Source organism: Paenibacillus sp. A14 (assembly GCF_036864815.1).
Lineage (GTDB): Bacteria > Bacillota > Bacilli > Paenibacillales > Paenibacillaceae > Fontibacillus > Fontibacillus sanfengchensis.
This window is the reverse complement of record NZ_JBAGJD010000007.1, coordinates 271,174-287,810: the sequence shown is the minus strand read 5'-3', so window position 1 is coordinate 287,810 and position 16,637 is coordinate 271,174. Positions and strand designations below refer to the sequence as shown.

The following is a 16,637-nucleotide window of genomic DNA, read 5'->3' as shown; positions in this document are numbered from 1 at the left end:
TTTCGAGTTCTTTTTCACCAAGGACCTTAACGGCCTTTTGGTAGCGTTGCTCTACCTCCTGCAGGCGTTGCAACTCTTGAACATGTTCGTCTGCCGCAGGAATTTCTTCAGGCGAAATAGAGTCCCGATGATCTCTAATCCAACAACGGACAGTCTCAGGGTGGACGTCGTACATTCGAGCCAATACCCCCACCTTAACACCTGCCATCGCTTCTTTCACAACTTTTAAACGTTTTTCTTCGTTCAACCTTTTTCCCATACCGATCATCTCCCTTTATTCTAAGTTTAAATTATTGGGTAGGGAGACTCCAGTTTAATTAGGGGGCCTTAGAGAATCTGCATCTCTTTTTAGCGAAGAGGTCCCTTGCCGCAGAAATGGCCGAAAATTCCTGCACTTTTGCATCTTTTCGCCTTGCGGACCTTGATCCGGCGGGAAATTCCTGCAGATTTGCATCTTTTTCACTTGCCCGGGGGGAAGTCCGTGTCTCCCGCCTAGCGGAACGAGCGGATAAACGATACCGCCTTGGCGATATCCTCCGCCGGACGCTCGCCCACCTCGCGCTCGATCGTCAGGTAGCCGGTATAGCCGATTTCCTGCAATGCCGCGAAATAAGCCGGGAAATCGACGCTGCCCTCGCCGAGCGGAACCTCTTCGAAGGCGGCCCCGGAGGCGGCCATTTCGGCGATTTTTTGGTGATCCATCGCCTCGTAGCCGAGGTAGCCGTAAACCTCCTTCGGATCCACTTTCCGCAGCCGTTTGCCGTCCTTGACATGAGTGTGGACGATGTAATCGCGCAGCGTTTTGACGCCTTGGACCGGATCGTCGCCGGTGACCATCACCATGTTGGCCGGGTCGAAATTCACGGAGACGCCGTTTGTGCTGAGCGTGTCCAGGAAGCTTTTTAAATGAGCGGCCGGCTCCGGTCCGGTCTCGATCGCGAAGTAAGCGTTCATGCTTTTGGCGTACACGCCGAGTTCCTCGCAAGCGCGCTGCAGCGCCTCGTAAATACGGCTGTTTGGATCTTCCGGAACGATGCCGATATGCGTGGTGACGATGTTGGTGCCGAGCTCGACCGCCAGGTCGAGAATCCGCTTGGATTTTTCCACCTTGGCCGGATTGGCCTCCGCGTCCTGAAAACCGTGGCCGGCCAGATCGCCGCACAGCGCGGAAATTTCCAGGCCCAAGCCCGCGATGTAATCGCGCAGTTCCTTACGCTTGGCGGCGGTCAGAGCTGCGGGGTCCATCTCGCCGGAGACGGCGTAAATTTGCACCCCTTCCGCACCTACCGCTTTAGCCTGCTTCAATCCTTCCTTAACGCCAACGCCGAAGCTGTCCACAATTACGCCGATTTTATTTGGCAATTTCATATTCGTATCGCCTCCTCACCCGTCTCTAAAATTGAATTTCTCGGCCCGTTGCCGCGGACTCGTAAATGGCGTTCAAAATTTTGATCATTTCCACGCCGTCCTCCACCGGGCAGTTCGTCTCGTGCAGGCCGAGGCAGCTGTCGACAAAATGGTTGATCTCCCTGTCGAAACTCCCCTGAAACTCGAAGCCCGGACTGCTGATCTGCGGATCGATATTGATGATCGTGTTGTGCCGCTCGGTCACGATCGCCAACACCGGCTCGATTTCGGCGCCCCCCTTGTCGCCGTAGATGTTGATCTGCGCCGAGTTCTCCCGGGCATGGAGGGAGAAGCTGACGTCGACCAGCAGCGAAGCGCCGTTGTCGAAGCGGATCAGCGCGTTGGCCATATCCTCCACGGTATTGAAGGAAGCGTCGTAATCAGCCGCTTTGTAAAAATCGTAGTTTTCGATATGAGAGCGGTTGCCGAGCTTGTTGTACGTATTGCCGCTCACGGACTTCACTTTTGGTTTCCCCATCAGATACCAGCACAGGTCGATCACATGCACCCCGATATCGATCAGCGGGCCGCCGCCCGACCGTTCCTTATCCGCAAACCAGCCGCCGGGATTGCCCAAGCGCCGGACGAGGCTCGCCTTGGCAAAATAAATCTCCCCGAGATCCCCGGCATCGATAAACTTCTTCAACACGGCGATGTTGGAGGCGTGGCGGCGCACATAGCCGATCTGAAGCAGTTTCCCTGTTTCGCGGACGGCCCGCTCGATCCGGAGGGCTTCCTCCACCGTCTTGCACAACGGCTTTTCGCACAACACGTCCTTGCCCGCCTGCAGCGCCGCAATGCTGATTTCGGCGTGCGAATTGTTCCAGGTGCAAATGCTTACGGCCTGGACCTCCGGGTTGGCGAGCAGTTCCCGGTAATCGGTGTACACATGCGGGATATTGTATTTGGCCGCGGTGTCCCGCGCCCGGTCCTCCTTCAGGTCGCAGACGGCGACCAGCTCCGCTTTGGGGTTGGACAAATAAGCTTGCAGATGGGATTCCGAAATTGATCCATTGCCGATCAGGCCTACTTTCAGTGCGCTCATTGCGATCGCTTACATCCTTTCCTTACTTATGCAAGTCTGCTACAATGATACCGGCTGGATTGCATAAATTTGTTTTATTTGTTCAATTAACCATAATCTATCACAGTCGTAGTAAAGGGAGAATGTGCAGGATGACAAAGTATATGGATTATATGATCAGTCCTCATCCGATACGCGTCTTCGATCCGGCCGTCGATCCCAAGCGCTTGAAGCTCCAATCGCTGTCGATCGTCTCCGCCGGGCATTTGCCCGGAAGAACGTCGCAGCGCAGCGATTCCGAGTTCCGGGACTGGGCGTTCGTCGTCATTACCGCGGGAAGCGGGTATTACCAGGTGGGCGGCGGTGAAGTGAGACGGGTGGAGGCCGGTTCCTGGTTCTGTCTTTACCCCGGAGTGGAGTTCAATTACGGACCGGATACCGGAGGTTTTTGGGATGAGTACTATTTCACGGTAAAAGGGGAGAGGGTGGAGGAGTGGCTCCGGGATTGGCTGTTTGAGGTCGATGCGGTCAAAATTGTCTCTGTCGACGAAACGCTGCTGAACAAAATGGAGATGATGTTTATGCTGATCGACAGCGGCATACCGAGCAACCTGGACCGGGCGGCCCTGCTTCTGGAATCGCTGCTGTATGAACTTGTCTCCCAGGGAGACCGGGCGGAGGCGGGGAATCGGGGCAGGTTCGCCTTGAAAATCATCGAGGACCTGGGCCGCTCCCTATATGAGACCCCGAGCGCTTCCGAGCTTGCCGCCAGGCATCATATTTCCGTGTCCACGCTCCGCCGGGTCGTCCACGAATACACCGGCTACCCTTTGAATGAGTTTATCCACCGGCTGAAAACCGCCGAAGCGAGGAATATTTTGCTCAACACGGACATGAGCGTGAAGGAAATCGGCGAGGCGCTGGGGTACAAGGATATGTTTTATTTTTCCCGGGTTTTCAAACGAATTACCGGGGTATCGCCCCGCAGCTACCGCAGCCGAGTCGGAACGTGATACCCGGGCTATCGGTATTTGGCCGTCAATTCGGCCAGCTTCCGCTTGATTTCCTCGATCAGCTCAGGCGGTTCAAGGACGGTGGCTTCACTGCCCAATCCGATAAAAAAACTCGCCAAAAAAGGCACCTCCCCGAGCGGTATCGTGCCTTGCAGGTAGCCGGAACCGTCTTCCCGGAGATGAAGCGGGATGTGACGGCTCAGCTCGGCCTCGCACAGCTCCGCTCCCGTAGGGCTTAGTTCCACACGGATGTTGGTATCGTGGACTTTGGAGCGGATGCCGGCTTCCCAATTGTCCAGGTGAACTTCGCTTAAATCCAGGGGCGGGATTTCCGATGAAGGGGCGGCGGACAGAATCCTGTCGCAGCGGAACAACCGGAAATCCGCCCGTTGAAAGCAGTAAGCGGGGCAGTACCACAGACCGTTTTTGGCGTAGATGCCGACGGGTTGAATATCCCGGCAGTCTGGTTGGCCGTCGCCCGCCGGGGCGTACTCCACCCGGGTCACTTGCCGACGCACGGCGCTATCCAGCAGCAGCGGGAGGTAAGGGAAGCGGGAATTTCTCTCCGGCGTGACGAAATCGACGCGGTTTTTCATTTCGTCGATCCGGTCGCGGACATCGCCCGGCATGAAATGATAAAATTTCCCGAGCGCGGAGGCCGCCTCCGTCTCAAAGGGAAGATAAGCATAGTGGCGCAGCGCGTGACTGGCGAAAAAAATCGCGACGGCCTCTCCCTCGGTAAAGGCGATCGGCGGCAGCACACGCTCGTTTAACACTTGGTAGCCGCCGTGCGGACCGACCTCGGAGTATAGAGGGACGCCAAGCTCGCTCAGCTCCTGCAGATCCCGCAAAATGGTGCGGGAAGAGACGCCGAATTCCTCGGCCAGTTCACGGACCGTAAATTTGCGCTTCCGGTTGACGGTCATCATCAGCTCCATCAATCGTTTCGATTTGGGCAAGTCGGATCTCCTCCGCTATAGTTGGATTATTGATACGCATTGCAGATATGCAGGAATTCTATGATATCAAGGTTGTCTGAAGGGGCACTGGCTACTTCTTTAATCCAACCTAATAGCGATATTGGTTTTGCTATACGGTGACAATCTTTGTCACTATTATGGCGGTACTTAGACGGATTTGTAAAGAGAGGAGGAATGTGCGTGAACATTCCGGAAAGGTCGGAAAAAGAACTGCTGGCTCATCTCCAACAGGAGGCGGGAAACGATCCGGAAGCGGTATATTTTCATACGCCCCTGTGCGGAACGTGCGCCTTGGCGGAGCGGATGCTCGGAATCGTTCTGGAGACCGGGGCGGCGATGCCGGTCTCCAAAATCAACATCAACTTTGCGCCCGTACTGCGGGAGACATGGCGGATTTCCAGCGTGCCCTGCCTGGTGATCCTCGAAAACGGCCGTCCGGTCCGCATCGAGTACGCGCTTCATTCCGTGGTCGATCTGCACCGTTGGCTCAAGCGCTAAACCGCCTAACAAACGCCGGGTTTCCTTCGCGATAGACTTCTTCCGTGAAATCGGTGCGAGCTGGGCAAACACACAGGGCCGCTATCTCGCATAAGGTGTAAGGTATGAAACACCAGGTTAGGAGAGGAGTTGGATTCCGCATGACAAAGCGGGAGCTTCACTATTTTGCGCGGGGGAATACGGCGGCCGGCCTGTACAGTCTGGTCGATTCGGCGTTTCAGGGACTTTCGGCGATTTACGTATTAAAAGGTGTTCCGGGAGCGGCGGCCGGTTTGCTGAAGCATTTGGCTTCAACCATCGAAGGGAGCGGATGGAGCCTGCAATTGATTCATCAGCCGCTTGATGGCGATCTGCTTGAAGGCCTTACCATCGAGGAGTTGTCGGCGGGTTTTGTGGACGGCGAAGCTTGGCCCGAAGGTTTTGAGCCGGAAGGAGCGAAGCTGTCCTTTATCGATCTTCGAACGGCGTTCCGGGAGGAGATGCTCGCATCCGCCCGCGAAGAACTGCAAAGTCTGGAAGAAGAAATCGCAGGCCTGTACGAGGAGGCGTATGCGACATTTTTGCGGACACTGCGCATTCATGATGAATGGGAGAATTACTATATCGACCAATTGGATCGGGAAAAGATGAACCAATTGGCCGCCGAGTTTGCCGATACGCATTTGCCCGTCTTCGAAAACGCAGGCCCGGCCCGAATGACGCATCGGTTCCTCGGTGCGGCTACCTGGCGGGGAGCGGTCGATTTCGTCCTGAATTTGACGGATCGGCTGCGCACGCGGATTTATGTCAAGGGCCGGCCGGGCTCCGGAAAATCGACGCTGTTCCGGAAGCTCGCCGCGCTGGCCGAGGAGCGGGGGATCGGCACGGAGGTGTACCATTGCGGCTTCGACCCGAACAGCCTGGATATGCTCATCTTTCCGGAGCTGAGCCTGGCGATCTTTGACAGCACCGCGCCGCACGAGCATTTCCCTTCCCGCGAAGGCGACAGTATTCTCGATGTATATGAACTGGCGATTACGCCGGGAACGGACGAGAAATTCGAAGCCCCCCTGCGTGCGATCAAGGAACGCTATTCCGCGTCCATGAAGCAATCGATCTCCTTGCTGGCCGAAGTCAAAACCCGCCGGGAACGGCTTGAGCAAATTTACCGGGATGCTGCGGACGATAAGCTTGTCGCCGGCTTGCGGGATGAACTGAAGCGCGAATTGGACGCACTTGCCGAAGATGCTCCCAGTCTGGCGAAAAAGTGACTATATAGGTTGAACTATTGATTTGCCTATTAGACAAGTGTAAAGGGTTCTTTTCACACTCTTGGCCTACAGCTCATGGTTGGTTCAAATTAAAGGGAATTCTTCCCGTTAATTTGGTGCGTATGCGGCTGCAGAGGGGAATTAGCTGGAAAACCTCCCGGTAATTCGCCTGAAAATGTGTCTATCGGAAATTAGGCCGCGAAATAGATGGAGAATTTCCAGCTAAATCCGATTCAAGAACCAAGAGCGGTAGATTAACGGGAGGTTTTCCCGTTAGTGTGTAGACTCCGACGATGCGAGGGCGCTTTATATCTACAATTGTGGATGTTGGCAACGTATCTCCGAAACCATTTCATATCCTTGCCCAACGCCAATTCTTTAGTTCAACCTAGATAGCCGAAAATCCGCTCCCGCCAGCATGGTCGCTCTCGCGCATGAAGAGCCCGCTATAAACAAGGCGGGCTTTTTGCTATATTTAGGGATATACGGCTATTATCGATAGGTACATAAGGAGGGGTAAACATGGAAGAGCTTCGATATTATCGAGGTACGGAGTGCGAATGGCCGCTTCTGTTTGCCGCGTTTCAAGCGGGATTCTCCGATTATCTCATCCGGTTTCAATTGACGATGGAGCAGTTTGCCGACCGTTTTTTCGGCCCGGAAGGCAATGCGAGAGAGCACTCCTTCGTAGCGCTTAGAGGCGGCAAGCCTGTCGGCCTGGTCCTCGGAGGGATTCGGGAATACGAGGGAGTTCTCACGATGCGATGCGGGGCGTTGGCCGTCATTCCGGACGAACGCGGCCGGGGTGTCAGCCGCCGTTTGATGGAACTGCATCGTGAGGAAGCGGTGCTTCAGGGATGCCGTCAGCTGTATCTGGAAGTGATCGCGGGGAATGATCGGGCGATTGCTTTTTACGACAAACTCGGATACCGGAAAGTGTACGAACTGTCCTACTTTAGTTTGAACGATCCGGGCACTCTGGGACCGGTTGCCGATAAGGAGATGTCGGTCGGGAGAGCGGAGTGGGATACCTTTGAAGCGTGGGTAACGGAGCGGCGGTATTTTCACCTTAATTGGCAGAATGACCTGGACTATATCCGGAAAAGCAACACATTCTCATTTTTTAGCGCTTCCGTAAACGATGAGCCTGCGGGAATGCTGGCGATAAGTGGGGAGGGCCGGGTCTCGGTACTGCTGGTGGACCCTTCCTTCCGGTGCCGCGGGGCGGCAACATTGCTGCTGCGGACGGCCGCTCGCGAGCTGGATCTGTCCAGGCTCAGTGTTTCTATGGCTAATAACGCTTGGATGGAGGGCTTTTTGCAAGGGCAGGGATTTCAGCGAGAATCCCTTTTTCAGTATGAGATGTATTTGACCCTGCCGCCGGCGAGCCGAGTGGAATAATTTAAATTTGAGGTATATGCCCATTGCCCCTTGGTTCTCCCCGTTATTAAATAAGGATAGAGGATGTACAAAAAAATCGTTCTCAAGGGGGCCGGTAAGCCACATCCATGATGTTGGGGGGAAGGGCCATGATTGATGTAACGATGTTGGGAGCCCGGGGCAATGGCCGTACCGACGATTCGGCCGCCATTCAGAAGGCGCTGGATCAGGCGATGCGAAGCGGGGATACCGTTTATTTTCCCGGCGGCGTCTATATGATCCGTCCGGGCAAGGCGCTTCGGGTCTGCGGGAGGACCACGATTCAGGGAGACGGAAACACTTCTATTCTAAGGGCTTCCGCCGGGGGATTCGGTTGGGAACTGATGCGGGCGGCGGGCGATCAAATCGGGATTCGCGATCTCGTCCTCGACGGGAATAACCGGGTTAACCGGGTGCTGGTGATCGGCGGGGGCAGCCGCGAGGTGACGGTGGAGAATGTTGAGGTTACCCGTGCTACGCACAGTACAGATCCCGAAAGTGAGTATTACACCGGGATTGTAGCCGGCATCGTGATTTATGGAAACTCGGAGGCCATTTCCATTTCCGGCTGCAAGGTATCCCATGTCCAAGCGGTGAATCTTACGAGCGGCAGCCTGATCGCCAGAGGCATTTACGTAACGACCGCTTGGGGCAGCGCGGAGCGGGTTGCAAGGAATGTGACGATCAGCGCCAGCCACATTCATCATATCGGACCGGCGGACGACGGCGACGGCATCTATTATGAGGACCCCGCGTTGGACGGCGGACAGGGGAGCGAAGTGGGCAGCGCGATTTCCGGCAACCGGTTCGATCACTGCGCCAAACGGGCGATAAAAATCTATGCCGAAGGAATTACGACCCGCGACAACTTGATTACCAACTCTTATTTGAACAATAATTACTACATGGGCAGCAACAAGGGCAAGCTTGCGCCCGATATGTATTCGGCCATCAGCCTGTACGGCAACCACCAGCTTGTCGAAAGAAATTCGATCAACGGCAGCGGCAGCTTTTACGCGGCGATTGAGGTCGCCTCGGGCCAGGAGGTCCACGACATTAGAATTCAGAACAATCAAATCACTATGGGAGATCGCAGCGCCATAGCCGGAACGACAGGCATTCGCCTCGGAAATATCCGGGATTTTAAAATTCTCAACAACACGGTCAACAACGGGGAACGGGGAATCTGGACCTGGCAGAACGCGACCGGAGGGGAGATCCGGGGCAATATTCTCGTCCATAAAAGAGGCGGAGGCATTGACCTGAGCACCTATCTGCGGGGCTACGTTCAGAGAAACATCACCTGCTCGAACAACCGGATCCGGGCCTCCAAGTTCACCGTACAGACCTCTCCCACGAACCAGAACGTGGTTGTCAAACAATAGAAAATCATGCCTAATCCTTTTGGGAGCGACCCGGGGATTAGGCTTTTTTGCGTCTGGTGTTCCCGTTGTAAATTTCCAGTTTATGTCCATCTGCCGCGTCCGTTGTTGAAGCGAAGTTTTCCCGTTCTTGATTTTCATACCGTGCCGTATAGATAGAGAGAAAGCACCGATCGGATAAATGGAGGGGAAAAAGTTTGATCAAGTCATTGCGCACCAAAGGGCCGCGGGCGGGCCTTATTTTTCTGGACGGCCTATGGATTTACGCAAGCTGGACGGCGGTACTTCGGCTGACACCCGGGGGGGCGGCACCTCCCAGGGAGGAAGTTTTGCTGCTGATATCATGGACAGGGCTGGTTACGCTGCTGACCTTCTACCTGTTCAACTTGTATGACGCAACGGGTCGGCAGAAACCCGCGCATTTGGTGTGGAATCTGTTTCTGTCCCATGCCGCAGCGGCCGCAGGAGTTGTTGTGTTGCAAGAACTGCTGCAGACGGAGGAAGGCTTATACCCGCTGATCCTGGTTGCTTCGAGCCTTCAGCTCCTTCTTTCGTCCGGGTTTCGGGCACTATGGTTCTTTATCGGGTGGAGAAGATCGCGTCATAAAAAGACCGTCCTCCTCACGGGAATCCGCGAGGAGGATCTGGAATGCGCCCGGAAACTTGTACAGGGAGGGCGGCCTTGGCTGGAGATTCACAGCGTATTGCGGACGGGCGGGGAGGGGGACACCGGACGGCCGGGAATACTGCGCCGCCTGGAAGTCCTGCTGCTCGACGGCACCCGGGTGCTCCTGGTAGGTCCGGGCGTTCCGCCGGCCTTGCGCCAAGAAGCGGTGAGGCTGGCCGGCGCCCGGAACGTGGAGGTGCTGATGGTGCCGGAGCTTCTGGAGCTGTCCGTCCGGGGGGCGGAGCTGCAGCAGTTGGATGACCAACTGCTGTATTCGCTGCGGCCGCCCGGGTTGACCCGGACGGAGCGTTTCATCAAGCGCGGCGCGGATCTGGGACTTGCCGCGCTGCTCCTCATCGCGGCTTCCCCTCTGATGCTGCTGCTGCTCGTTGCTGTGCCGCTGACCTCCAAAGGGGGAGCGCTGTATGTGCAGGAACGGCTCGGCCTCCGGGGCAGGCCGTTTCCGCTGTTGAAGTTCCGCAGCATGGTGGACCGTGCGGAGGCGGGCACCGGGCCGGTTCTCGCCGGGGACGGCGACGAGCGCATTACCCGGCTCGGCCGATGGATGCGGGCGACCCGGCTGGACGAACTGCCGCAGCTGGTCAATGTACTGCTTGGCCATATGAGCCTCGTCGGGCCGAGGCCGGAGCGGGAGCATTTCGTCTCCCGATTCAGCGCCGAGCTGCCGCATTATGATGGCCGTATGGCCGTGAAGCCCGGGTTGACGGGATACGCTCAGGTGATGGCTTGTTACGCGACAACGGCGGCCGATAAACTGCGGTACGACCTGGCATATATCCATAATTACTCACTGCTGCTGGACCTGAAAATCCTCGTCCAGACGATCCGCGTCGTCTTGCAGCGGGAGCAGGCCAAGGGAGTGAGCGGGGCCGGGGCATCCCCTGCATCCTCCGCTTCCCCGGCATACGCCCCAACAGGGGCTTCCGCTGGTCTTTCCGCCGAAGTTCCCGGCGCTTCGGCCTTTATGGATTCCCGCGGGACTGTGCGGCTTCCGCCGGATAACGTATATCCGTTTCCGCATCGATAATGTCGTTGCCGCGGAATTGTTCGGCGCGGTCGATGGCGCCGCTTGGGAGAAAGAAGCCCGTATGCATGCCGCGAATCCGGTTTCCCGTCACGCGTGCGCCGCTGATTCGCCCGAGGCGGATGCCGGTGCCGTTGGCAGGAGGCTCGGAGGGGGCGCCGGGGGAGCTCGCGCCAATGTCATTATTTTCGATAATGATCCGGCTGAGGCTTCTTGTCCCGGCGTCCGCTTCGATGGCCGCGTAGAAGGTTCCGGCCCCGTCGATGATATTATTCGAGACGGTCACATCGCTGGCGTACACGGAGATGGCCGCATACATATCCTGGGGGATCCGGTCGGATTCCGGGAAGCGGTAGCGATTATTTCCGCGATAAGGATTCGTGATCACGTTATTTCGGACCAGGACGCCTGGGGCGGCGATTTTGATGCCCCGTTTGGCGCTGTAGGCAATCCGGTTGTTCTCGACAACGGAATCCGACAGCGGGGCACCGGGAGCGGCTTGGTCAAAGTGGATGGCATCCGCATCTTCGCGGGGGGTAATGTGGGAAATGCGATTTCCCGCAATCCGCACCTGGTTCGCCGGCGGGACTCCCGGATTGTTCCACACCATGATGCCGCGTGCCACAGGTGACGGATGGATTGCGGAAATATAGGAGATGGTGGAATTCTCCACCGTAACCTCTCGCGTCCCCCCATAGATCATGATCCCGCTGACTACGGCGGAATACAGAGGGCTGTGGGGATTGTCGGGCTGGCTCATTTGCCGGATGACGATGTCCCGAATCCGCACCCGCTCCGAGCCGGTATGGACGCCGATGCCGCGGATCAAACGGTAAGCGCCGTCAATGGTAATACCCTCGATGCTTATTCGCCGGCCCGTTACCGAGAGGGCTTCGTAGCCGGTTTGATCGGTACCCGGCAAGCCGAAACGAAGCACCGGTCTTCCCTGACCGATCAGCCGGATATGACTGCGCAGGGGCAGGGGGTGTTCGGGGTCGAGCAGGTAAGTCCCGGCCGGGATCAAGATGTCCGCCCCATGTTTGTGATTGGCGGCTTTTTGCAGAATGAGGCGGAAGGCGGCGGTATCGTCTGTGACTCCATCCCCCCGGGCTCCCGCCTCTTTCACATTCAGCACCAGCGGGGCATGAAGGTACCTGAGGACCGCCGGAACCGTTAAGGCCAACGCCGCCAAAAACGACAAGGCTATCAGAGCGGGCAGCCTCTTTGAAATCGGGCGTCGCTTCATATACTCTACCTCCCTCTTTGTTTTATCCCTATGAACCCAACGCATAAATTAGCCCTTCGGCACATAAAGTAGGAAACGGAAATATCGTGAATGGGCGCTTGGCAGCCGCCTATTTTAGAATGGAGAGTAGAAAATGATGAAGGTGCTTGTTACGGGAGGAGCAGGTTTTATCGGCAGTCATACGGTAAAACTATTACGCGAGCAAGGTTATCAAGTGGTCGTTGTCGACCGGCTGGCGGGGGCCCTGGTACCGGGAAAGGACGAGTCCGTCTCAATCTATCAATTGGACCTTGTATCCGAAAAGCTGGAGAGAGTCTTTGAGACGGAACGGCCGGACTGCGTGATCCATCTGGCTGCCCAGATCAGTGTGCAGCGGTCCTTGAAGGATCCTTGCCAGGATGCCGAAAGCAATATCATGGGGACGATCCATTTGCTGACGCAGTGCGTTCGTTACGGCGTGAAAAAACTGGTGTTCGCTTCCTCGGCGGCCGTATACGGTACGCCGGAATCCATCCCGATTCAAGAGACGGATAAGACGGATCCGCAATCCTTCTACGGCGTGTCGAAGCTGGTGGCCGAAAGGTATATTCACTCGTTCGCAGTCCAATACGGACTGGATTACGTCATTTTAAGGTACGCGAATGTCTATGGATTCAAAACAACCCGCTCCGGGGAAGACGGAGTTATTACGGCGTTCGTGGAGCGGATTTTAAGCGGACAGCCGCTGGAGATATTCGGCAGCGGGGAGCAGACGCGGGACTTCGTTCACGTGCAAGATGTGGCCCACGCCAACGTCCTGGCCATTCGAAACGGGAGCCGGGACATCGTCAATATCAGCGGTGGCGGCGGCATTTCACTGCTGGAAATCGTCGGGCTGCTGCGGGAACTGTCCGGTGTGGAGCCGGCGCTGCATTTTCTTCCGCCGCAGCCGGGGGATATCGGCCACAGTGTGATGTGCAACCGGAAAGCGGCGGAGAAGCTGAACTGGATGCCTTATTATACCCTGCGCGACGGTTTGCATACATTGCTCCGCCATGAGGTCCAATACAGAGAAGGACTGAACCGGAACCTCCCCGTCGTCCATCAACCGAAGCTGTCGGGAATTTCAGCCTTGTAAGCCCTCGGAACCGTCCGGTTTTCCGGACGGTTTCCGCCGTGCTATGATGCGGGACAAGGCGCCAAGGCGGTGATCGTCGCGATGGCCGTCCTGCTGGCCGCCGGAGCGGGGCGTTGGCTCGGGGAGAGCCTGCTGCAACTGCTGCGGGTGGTGATCGGCTCGCTGATCCGGCCTTCCGCGGCGGAAAGGCCGCCGCAAACCGTGCGCTGCAATACCTCTGGCCCTACGGCTGCCCGTCGTATTAGCGGCTGGCTTTTGGGCTATTACGTTCACTGCCTGAATTTGCGGGGGCTTTTCCCGTGATTCGGCGTCCGCTCCAACACCAAAAAAGGTTGCCCCACACCAGCTATACGCTGCTGACAGGGCAACCTTTATTTATCTTAATCCTCAAGATGCGGTGCGAGCTTGATGATTTCCAGCTTCCGGAACCGGTGCGGTTCTTTCTCCAGCAGTTTGAAACGTAGGCTTTGATGCTCCAGCGTTTCCCCGACTTTCATTTCGGGGTGTCTGCCGTACAGCCAACCGCCGATCGTGTCGACATCCTCCGTGTCCAGGTTGGATAACAGCAGGTCATTGATCTGATTGACCGTAACCTTCCCATCGGCAATCAGATGGGTTTCGCTAAGCTGAACCAGCGGCTGTTCCTCTTCCTTGTCGAATTCGTCGCGGATTTCGCCGACGATTTCCTCCAGGATGTCCTCGATGGTGACAAGACCGGCGGTGCCGCCGTACTCATCGATGAGGATGGCGATATGCGTGCCTTCCCGCTGCATCCGCTGCAGCAGTTCATTGACCGGCGTTACTTCCGACACGGCCATGACCGGCTGCAAAATCGAGGCCACTTCCAAGTCGGGATTATCCTCGTAAGCCAGGAAGAACTGTTTGGTGTTGATGGTGCCGATGACATTGTCCTTGCTCTGTTCGACGACGGGGAACCTGGTGTATTGCTGCTCCTTGATAATTTCAAGGTTTTCCTCCCGCGTTTTATCTGTATATAAGCACACCATATCGGTGCGCGGAACCATAATTTCCTTGGCGAGCAGGTTATCAAACGCGAAGATCCGGTTGACGTAACCATATTCGCTTTGATTGATTTTACCGCTCTCGAAACTTTCATTAATAATAATTTGCAGTTCTTCTTCCGAGTGGGCTTCTTCGTGCTCGGAAGCGGGTTTGATGCCGATCATCCTAATGAGTTGATTGGCCGAGCCGTTCAATGTCCAGATGAAGGGACGCATCACTTTAGTAAACAAAATGAGCGGCTTTGCGGTAAACATAGCCACGGCTTCCGCTTTACGGATGGCCACGGTTTTTGGCGCCAACTCACCGACTACAACGTGAAGATAAGTGATTACCACAAATGCGATGATGAAGGAAAGCACACCGCTTAATGCTTCAGGTATATGGAGGCTGTGAAACAGCGGGTGAAGGATTTGCTCCACCGTCGGTTCGCCCAGCCAACCGAGTCCAAGCGCCGTAATCGTAATTCCCAACTGGCAGGCGGATAAATATCCGTCAAGATTGGAGGTGACCTGTTTAACGGCCAACGCCTTCTTGTGCCCTTCGGCAATCAACTGATCCACGCGGCTGCCCCGCACCCGGACGATCGCAAACTCCACCGCAACGAAAAATGCCGTCATGGCTATGAGAATCACGACCAAAACCAAATTAAATACCAAAAGCCTGTCACTGTCCATTCGCTACATCTACTCCTTTTTAATTAAAAATATGAATAAAGACATAAGTATATTATAAAGCATGTGAATTATTAATGCGAATGAGCAATGATAATTTCATAGCGAAAATTATGGATTAATGTTCGTGTTTTGGTCATTTTCTCGGATTTTTATTAATGAAAAATCATATCTTATTTATGATAAACGAATATTGGTCAATTTATCTATTGACTTATTCGGTATTTTAACGCTATTATTACTAGCGTAACAGTGAGAACATAGATTTGCTTTTACGATTCGTATATCCTCAAAAATACGGTTTGAGGGTCTCTACAAGGAACCACAAATTCCTGGCTACGAACGGGTGCTTGCGCATACCTATTCGAAGTCGGGATTTTTTGCGTTTTCTGCAGACCATAACGAATTTCAGGAGGAAATTGAACTGATGAATAAATATGATGTCATCGTAGTCGGGGCCGGACCAGCGGGGATTTTTGCCTGTTATGAACTGACGCGGAAGGCGCCGCACTGGAAAGTGCTGCTGGTGGATAAAGGACATGACATATATCGTCGCCGCTGTCCGATTTTGGAGGAGAAGATTACGCTCTGTCCTCCCGCTGCCGGAAAAAAAGAGTTCGCCGGCTGTCTACCCGCGTGCTCCATTACAGCGGGCTTTGGGGGAGCCGGGGCTTACAGCGACGGCAAATTCAACATCACGACCGAGTTCGGCGGCTGGTTGACCGATTACATCGCTCCGTCCAAAGTGCTGGAGCTGATCCGGTATGTGGACGCGATCAATCTGGAGCATGGCGCCACACCGGTCATTACCGATCCGCTAACGGACGCGGTCAAGGGGATCGAGCAGCGCGGCTATGCCGCGGGCTTGAAGCTGCTCAGGGCTCAGGTCCGCCATCTTGGCACGGAACAGAATCTGGAGATTTTGAAATCGATCTATGAATACTTGAAAACCCGGATCGACATGATTTACAAGGCGGAAGTGGAGGACCTCATTACGGTTAAGGAGGATGGAGGTCATCGGGTTCAGGGCATCCTGCTGAAAAACGGGGATTCGTACGAGGCGAACAAGGTTATGGTGGCTCCGGGGCGGGACGGTTCGGCCTGGCTGACCGAAATTTTGAAGAAGCGCCGCTTGAAAATGTCGAACAATCAAGTCGATGTCGGCGTTCGCGTGGAAACGTCCGATGTGGTGATGCGGGAAATCAACGAGCATCTTTATGAAGGAAAGTTTATTTTCAACACCTCGGTGGGCACCAGAGTCCGGACGTTTTGCAGCAATCCGTCGGGGCACGTCGTCGTGGAGAACCACAGCGGGGTGATGGCCGCCAACGGGCACTCCTATAAAGATCCGGCTCTCGGCTCGCAAAATACGAATTTCGCGCTGCTCGTCTCGCATAAATTCACCGAGCCGTTCGACAAGCCGAACGAATACGCCAGAGAGATTTGCGAGCGGGCGAATGACCTTTCCAATGGCGGCGTGATCATACAGAAGTATGGGGACATTTTGCGGGGCCGGCGCTCGACGGCGGCCCGGATCGCCGAGGGATTTTTGGAGCCGACCTTGAAGGAGGCGGTACCCGGAGACCTCGGACTTGTTCTGCCTTATAATACGATGAAGAGCTTGATCGAAATGGTTGAAGCGCTCGACAAGGTTACCCCCGGAATCGCTTCCGAGCATACGCTGTTCTACGGCGTGGAGGCCAAATTCTATTCGGCCCGTCCGAAGCTGACGGAATCGCTGGAAACGGAAATCGCCGGACTCTATTGCGGCGGGGACGGGGCCGGAATTACGCGCGGGCTGGCCCAAGCGGGAGCGGCCGGAGTCTGGATCGCCCGGGGAATGATGGAGCAGGCGGGAGTATAGCTGACAGCGCGGAGAAATAGAAGATGCGGGA

At 55.6% G+C, this 16,637-nt stretch carries 15 protein-coding genes and 1 riboswitch; of the genes, 8 read left to right on the top strand and 7 right to left on the bottom strand.

Features of this window, described 5'->3' with window-relative positions; all coding sequences use genetic code 11:
• From V4U88_RS19500 to V4U88_RS19490, 3 genes are all read right to left on the bottom strand, one after another.
• The coding region (locus V4U88_RS19500; RefSeq protein ID WP_334074918.1) for a helix-turn-helix domain-containing protein at nucleotides 1-259 on the bottom strand (259 nt) is incomplete at its 3' end.
• Nucleotides 260-492: 233 nt separating this feature from the next.
• Nucleotides 493-1,368 (bottom strand): sugar phosphate isomerase/epimerase family protein, encoded by an 876-nt coding sequence (locus tag V4U88_RS19495; RefSeq protein WP_334074917.1) that lies wholly within the window; start codon nucleotides 1,366-1,368, stop codon nucleotides 493-495.
• Between the two features lie 25 nt (nucleotides 1,369-1,393).
• Nucleotides 1,394-2,452: a Gfo/Idh/MocA family protein gene (locus V4U88_RS19490; protein WP_334074916.1), complete on the bottom strand. Its 1,059-nt coding sequence runs from the start codon at nucleotides 2,450-2,452 to the stop codon at nucleotides 1,394-1,396.
• Nucleotides 2,453-2,583: 131 nt separating this feature from the next.
• Between V4U88_RS19490 and V4U88_RS19485 the strand changes: the two genes are divergently transcribed.
• A complete protein-coding gene (locus tag V4U88_RS19485) occupies nucleotides 2,584-3,444 on the top strand; it encodes a helix-turn-helix domain-containing protein (protein WP_334074915.1) in 861 nt (286 codons plus the stop codon).
• A gap of 8 nt (nucleotides 3,445-3,452) precedes the next feature.
• On the opposite strand, the gene V4U88_RS19480 is transcribed toward V4U88_RS19485, so the two are convergent.
• Nucleotides 3,453-4,403 carry a helix-turn-helix transcriptional regulator gene (locus tag V4U88_RS19480; RefSeq protein WP_334074914.1) on the bottom strand — a complete coding sequence of 317 codons (951 nt, stop codon included), beginning with the start codon at nucleotides 4,401-4,403 and terminating at the stop codon, nucleotides 3,453-3,455.
• A 201-nt stretch (nucleotides 4,404-4,604) separates the two neighbouring features.
• Here V4U88_RS19480 and V4U88_RS19475 point away from each other — a divergent pair, with 201 nt between their 5' ends.
• The 5 genes from V4U88_RS19475 (at nucleotide 4,605) to V4U88_RS19455 (ending at nucleotide 10,688) form a co-directional block, all read left to right on the top strand.
• Complete coding sequence (locus V4U88_RS19475) at nucleotides 4,605-4,922, top strand: thioredoxin family protein (protein WP_334074913.1); 318 nt, start codon at nucleotides 4,605-4,607, stop codon at nucleotides 4,920-4,922.
• Between the two features lie 140 nt (nucleotides 4,923-5,062).
• Nucleotides 5,063-6,172, top strand: a complete 1,110-nt coding sequence (locus V4U88_RS19470; RefSeq protein ID WP_334074912.1) for a hypothetical protein — start codon at nucleotides 5,063-5,065, stop codon at nucleotides 6,170-6,172.
• A gap of 522 nt (nucleotides 6,173-6,694) precedes the next feature.
• Nucleotides 6,695-7,573: a GNAT family N-acetyltransferase gene (locus V4U88_RS19465; protein ID WP_334074911.1), complete on the top strand. Its 879-nt coding sequence runs from the start codon at nucleotides 6,695-6,697 to the stop codon at nucleotides 7,571-7,573.
• A 128-nt stretch (nucleotides 7,574-7,701) separates the two neighbouring features.
• Nucleotides 7,702-8,976: a glycosyl hydrolase family 28-related protein gene (locus V4U88_RS19460; RefSeq protein ID WP_334074910.1), complete on the top strand. Its 1,275-nt coding sequence runs from the start codon at nucleotides 7,702-7,704 to the stop codon at nucleotides 8,974-8,976.
• Between the two features lie 194 nt (nucleotides 8,977-9,170).
• A complete protein-coding gene (locus V4U88_RS19455; RefSeq protein WP_334074909.1) occupies nucleotides 9,171-10,688 on the top strand; it encodes a sugar transferase in 1,518 nt (505 codons plus the stop codon).
• On the opposite strand, the gene V4U88_RS19450 is transcribed toward V4U88_RS19455, so the two are convergent.
• Nucleotides 10,624-11,931: a right-handed parallel beta-helix repeat-containing protein gene (locus tag V4U88_RS19450; RefSeq protein ID WP_334074908.1), complete on the bottom strand. Its 1,308-nt coding sequence runs from the start codon at nucleotides 11,929-11,931 to the stop codon at nucleotides 10,624-10,626. The two genes, V4U88_RS19455 and V4U88_RS19450, sit on opposite strands and share 65 nt — an antisense overlap.
• Nucleotides 11,932-12,064: 133 nt before the next feature.
• Here V4U88_RS19450 and V4U88_RS19445 point away from each other — a divergent pair, with 133 nt between their 5' ends.
• Nucleotides 12,065-13,048, top strand: a complete 984-nt coding sequence (locus V4U88_RS19445) for an NAD-dependent epimerase/dehydratase family protein (RefSeq protein WP_334074907.1) — start codon at nucleotides 12,065-12,067, stop codon at nucleotides 13,046-13,048.
• Here V4U88_RS19445 and V4U88_RS19440 read toward each other — a convergent pair.
• Both V4U88_RS19440 and V4U88_RS19435 read right to left on the bottom strand, forming a co-directional pair.
• Nucleotides 13,037-13,321: a hypothetical protein gene (locus V4U88_RS19440; protein ID WP_334074906.1), complete on the bottom strand. Its 285-nt coding sequence runs from the start codon at nucleotides 13,319-13,321 to the stop codon at nucleotides 13,037-13,039. The two genes, V4U88_RS19445 and V4U88_RS19440, sit on opposite strands and share 12 nt — an antisense overlap.
• Nucleotides 13,322-13,428: 107 nt before the next feature.
• Nucleotides 13,429-14,745, bottom strand: coding sequence for a hemolysin family protein (locus V4U88_RS19435; protein WP_334074905.1), 1,317 nt, complete (start codon nucleotides 14,743-14,745; stop codon nucleotides 13,429-13,431).
• A 256-nt stretch (nucleotides 14,746-15,001) separates the two neighbouring features.
• Nucleotides 15,002-15,101, top strand: a riboswitch (purine riboswitch).
• A gap of 68 nt (nucleotides 15,102-15,169) precedes the next feature.
• Here V4U88_RS19435 and V4U88_RS19430 point away from each other — a divergent pair.
• A complete protein-coding gene (locus V4U88_RS19430; RefSeq protein ID WP_334074904.1) occupies nucleotides 15,170-16,606 on the top strand; it encodes an NAD(P)/FAD-dependent oxidoreductase in 1,437 nt (478 codons plus the stop codon).
• Nucleotides 16,607-16,637: the final 31 nt, after the last annotated feature.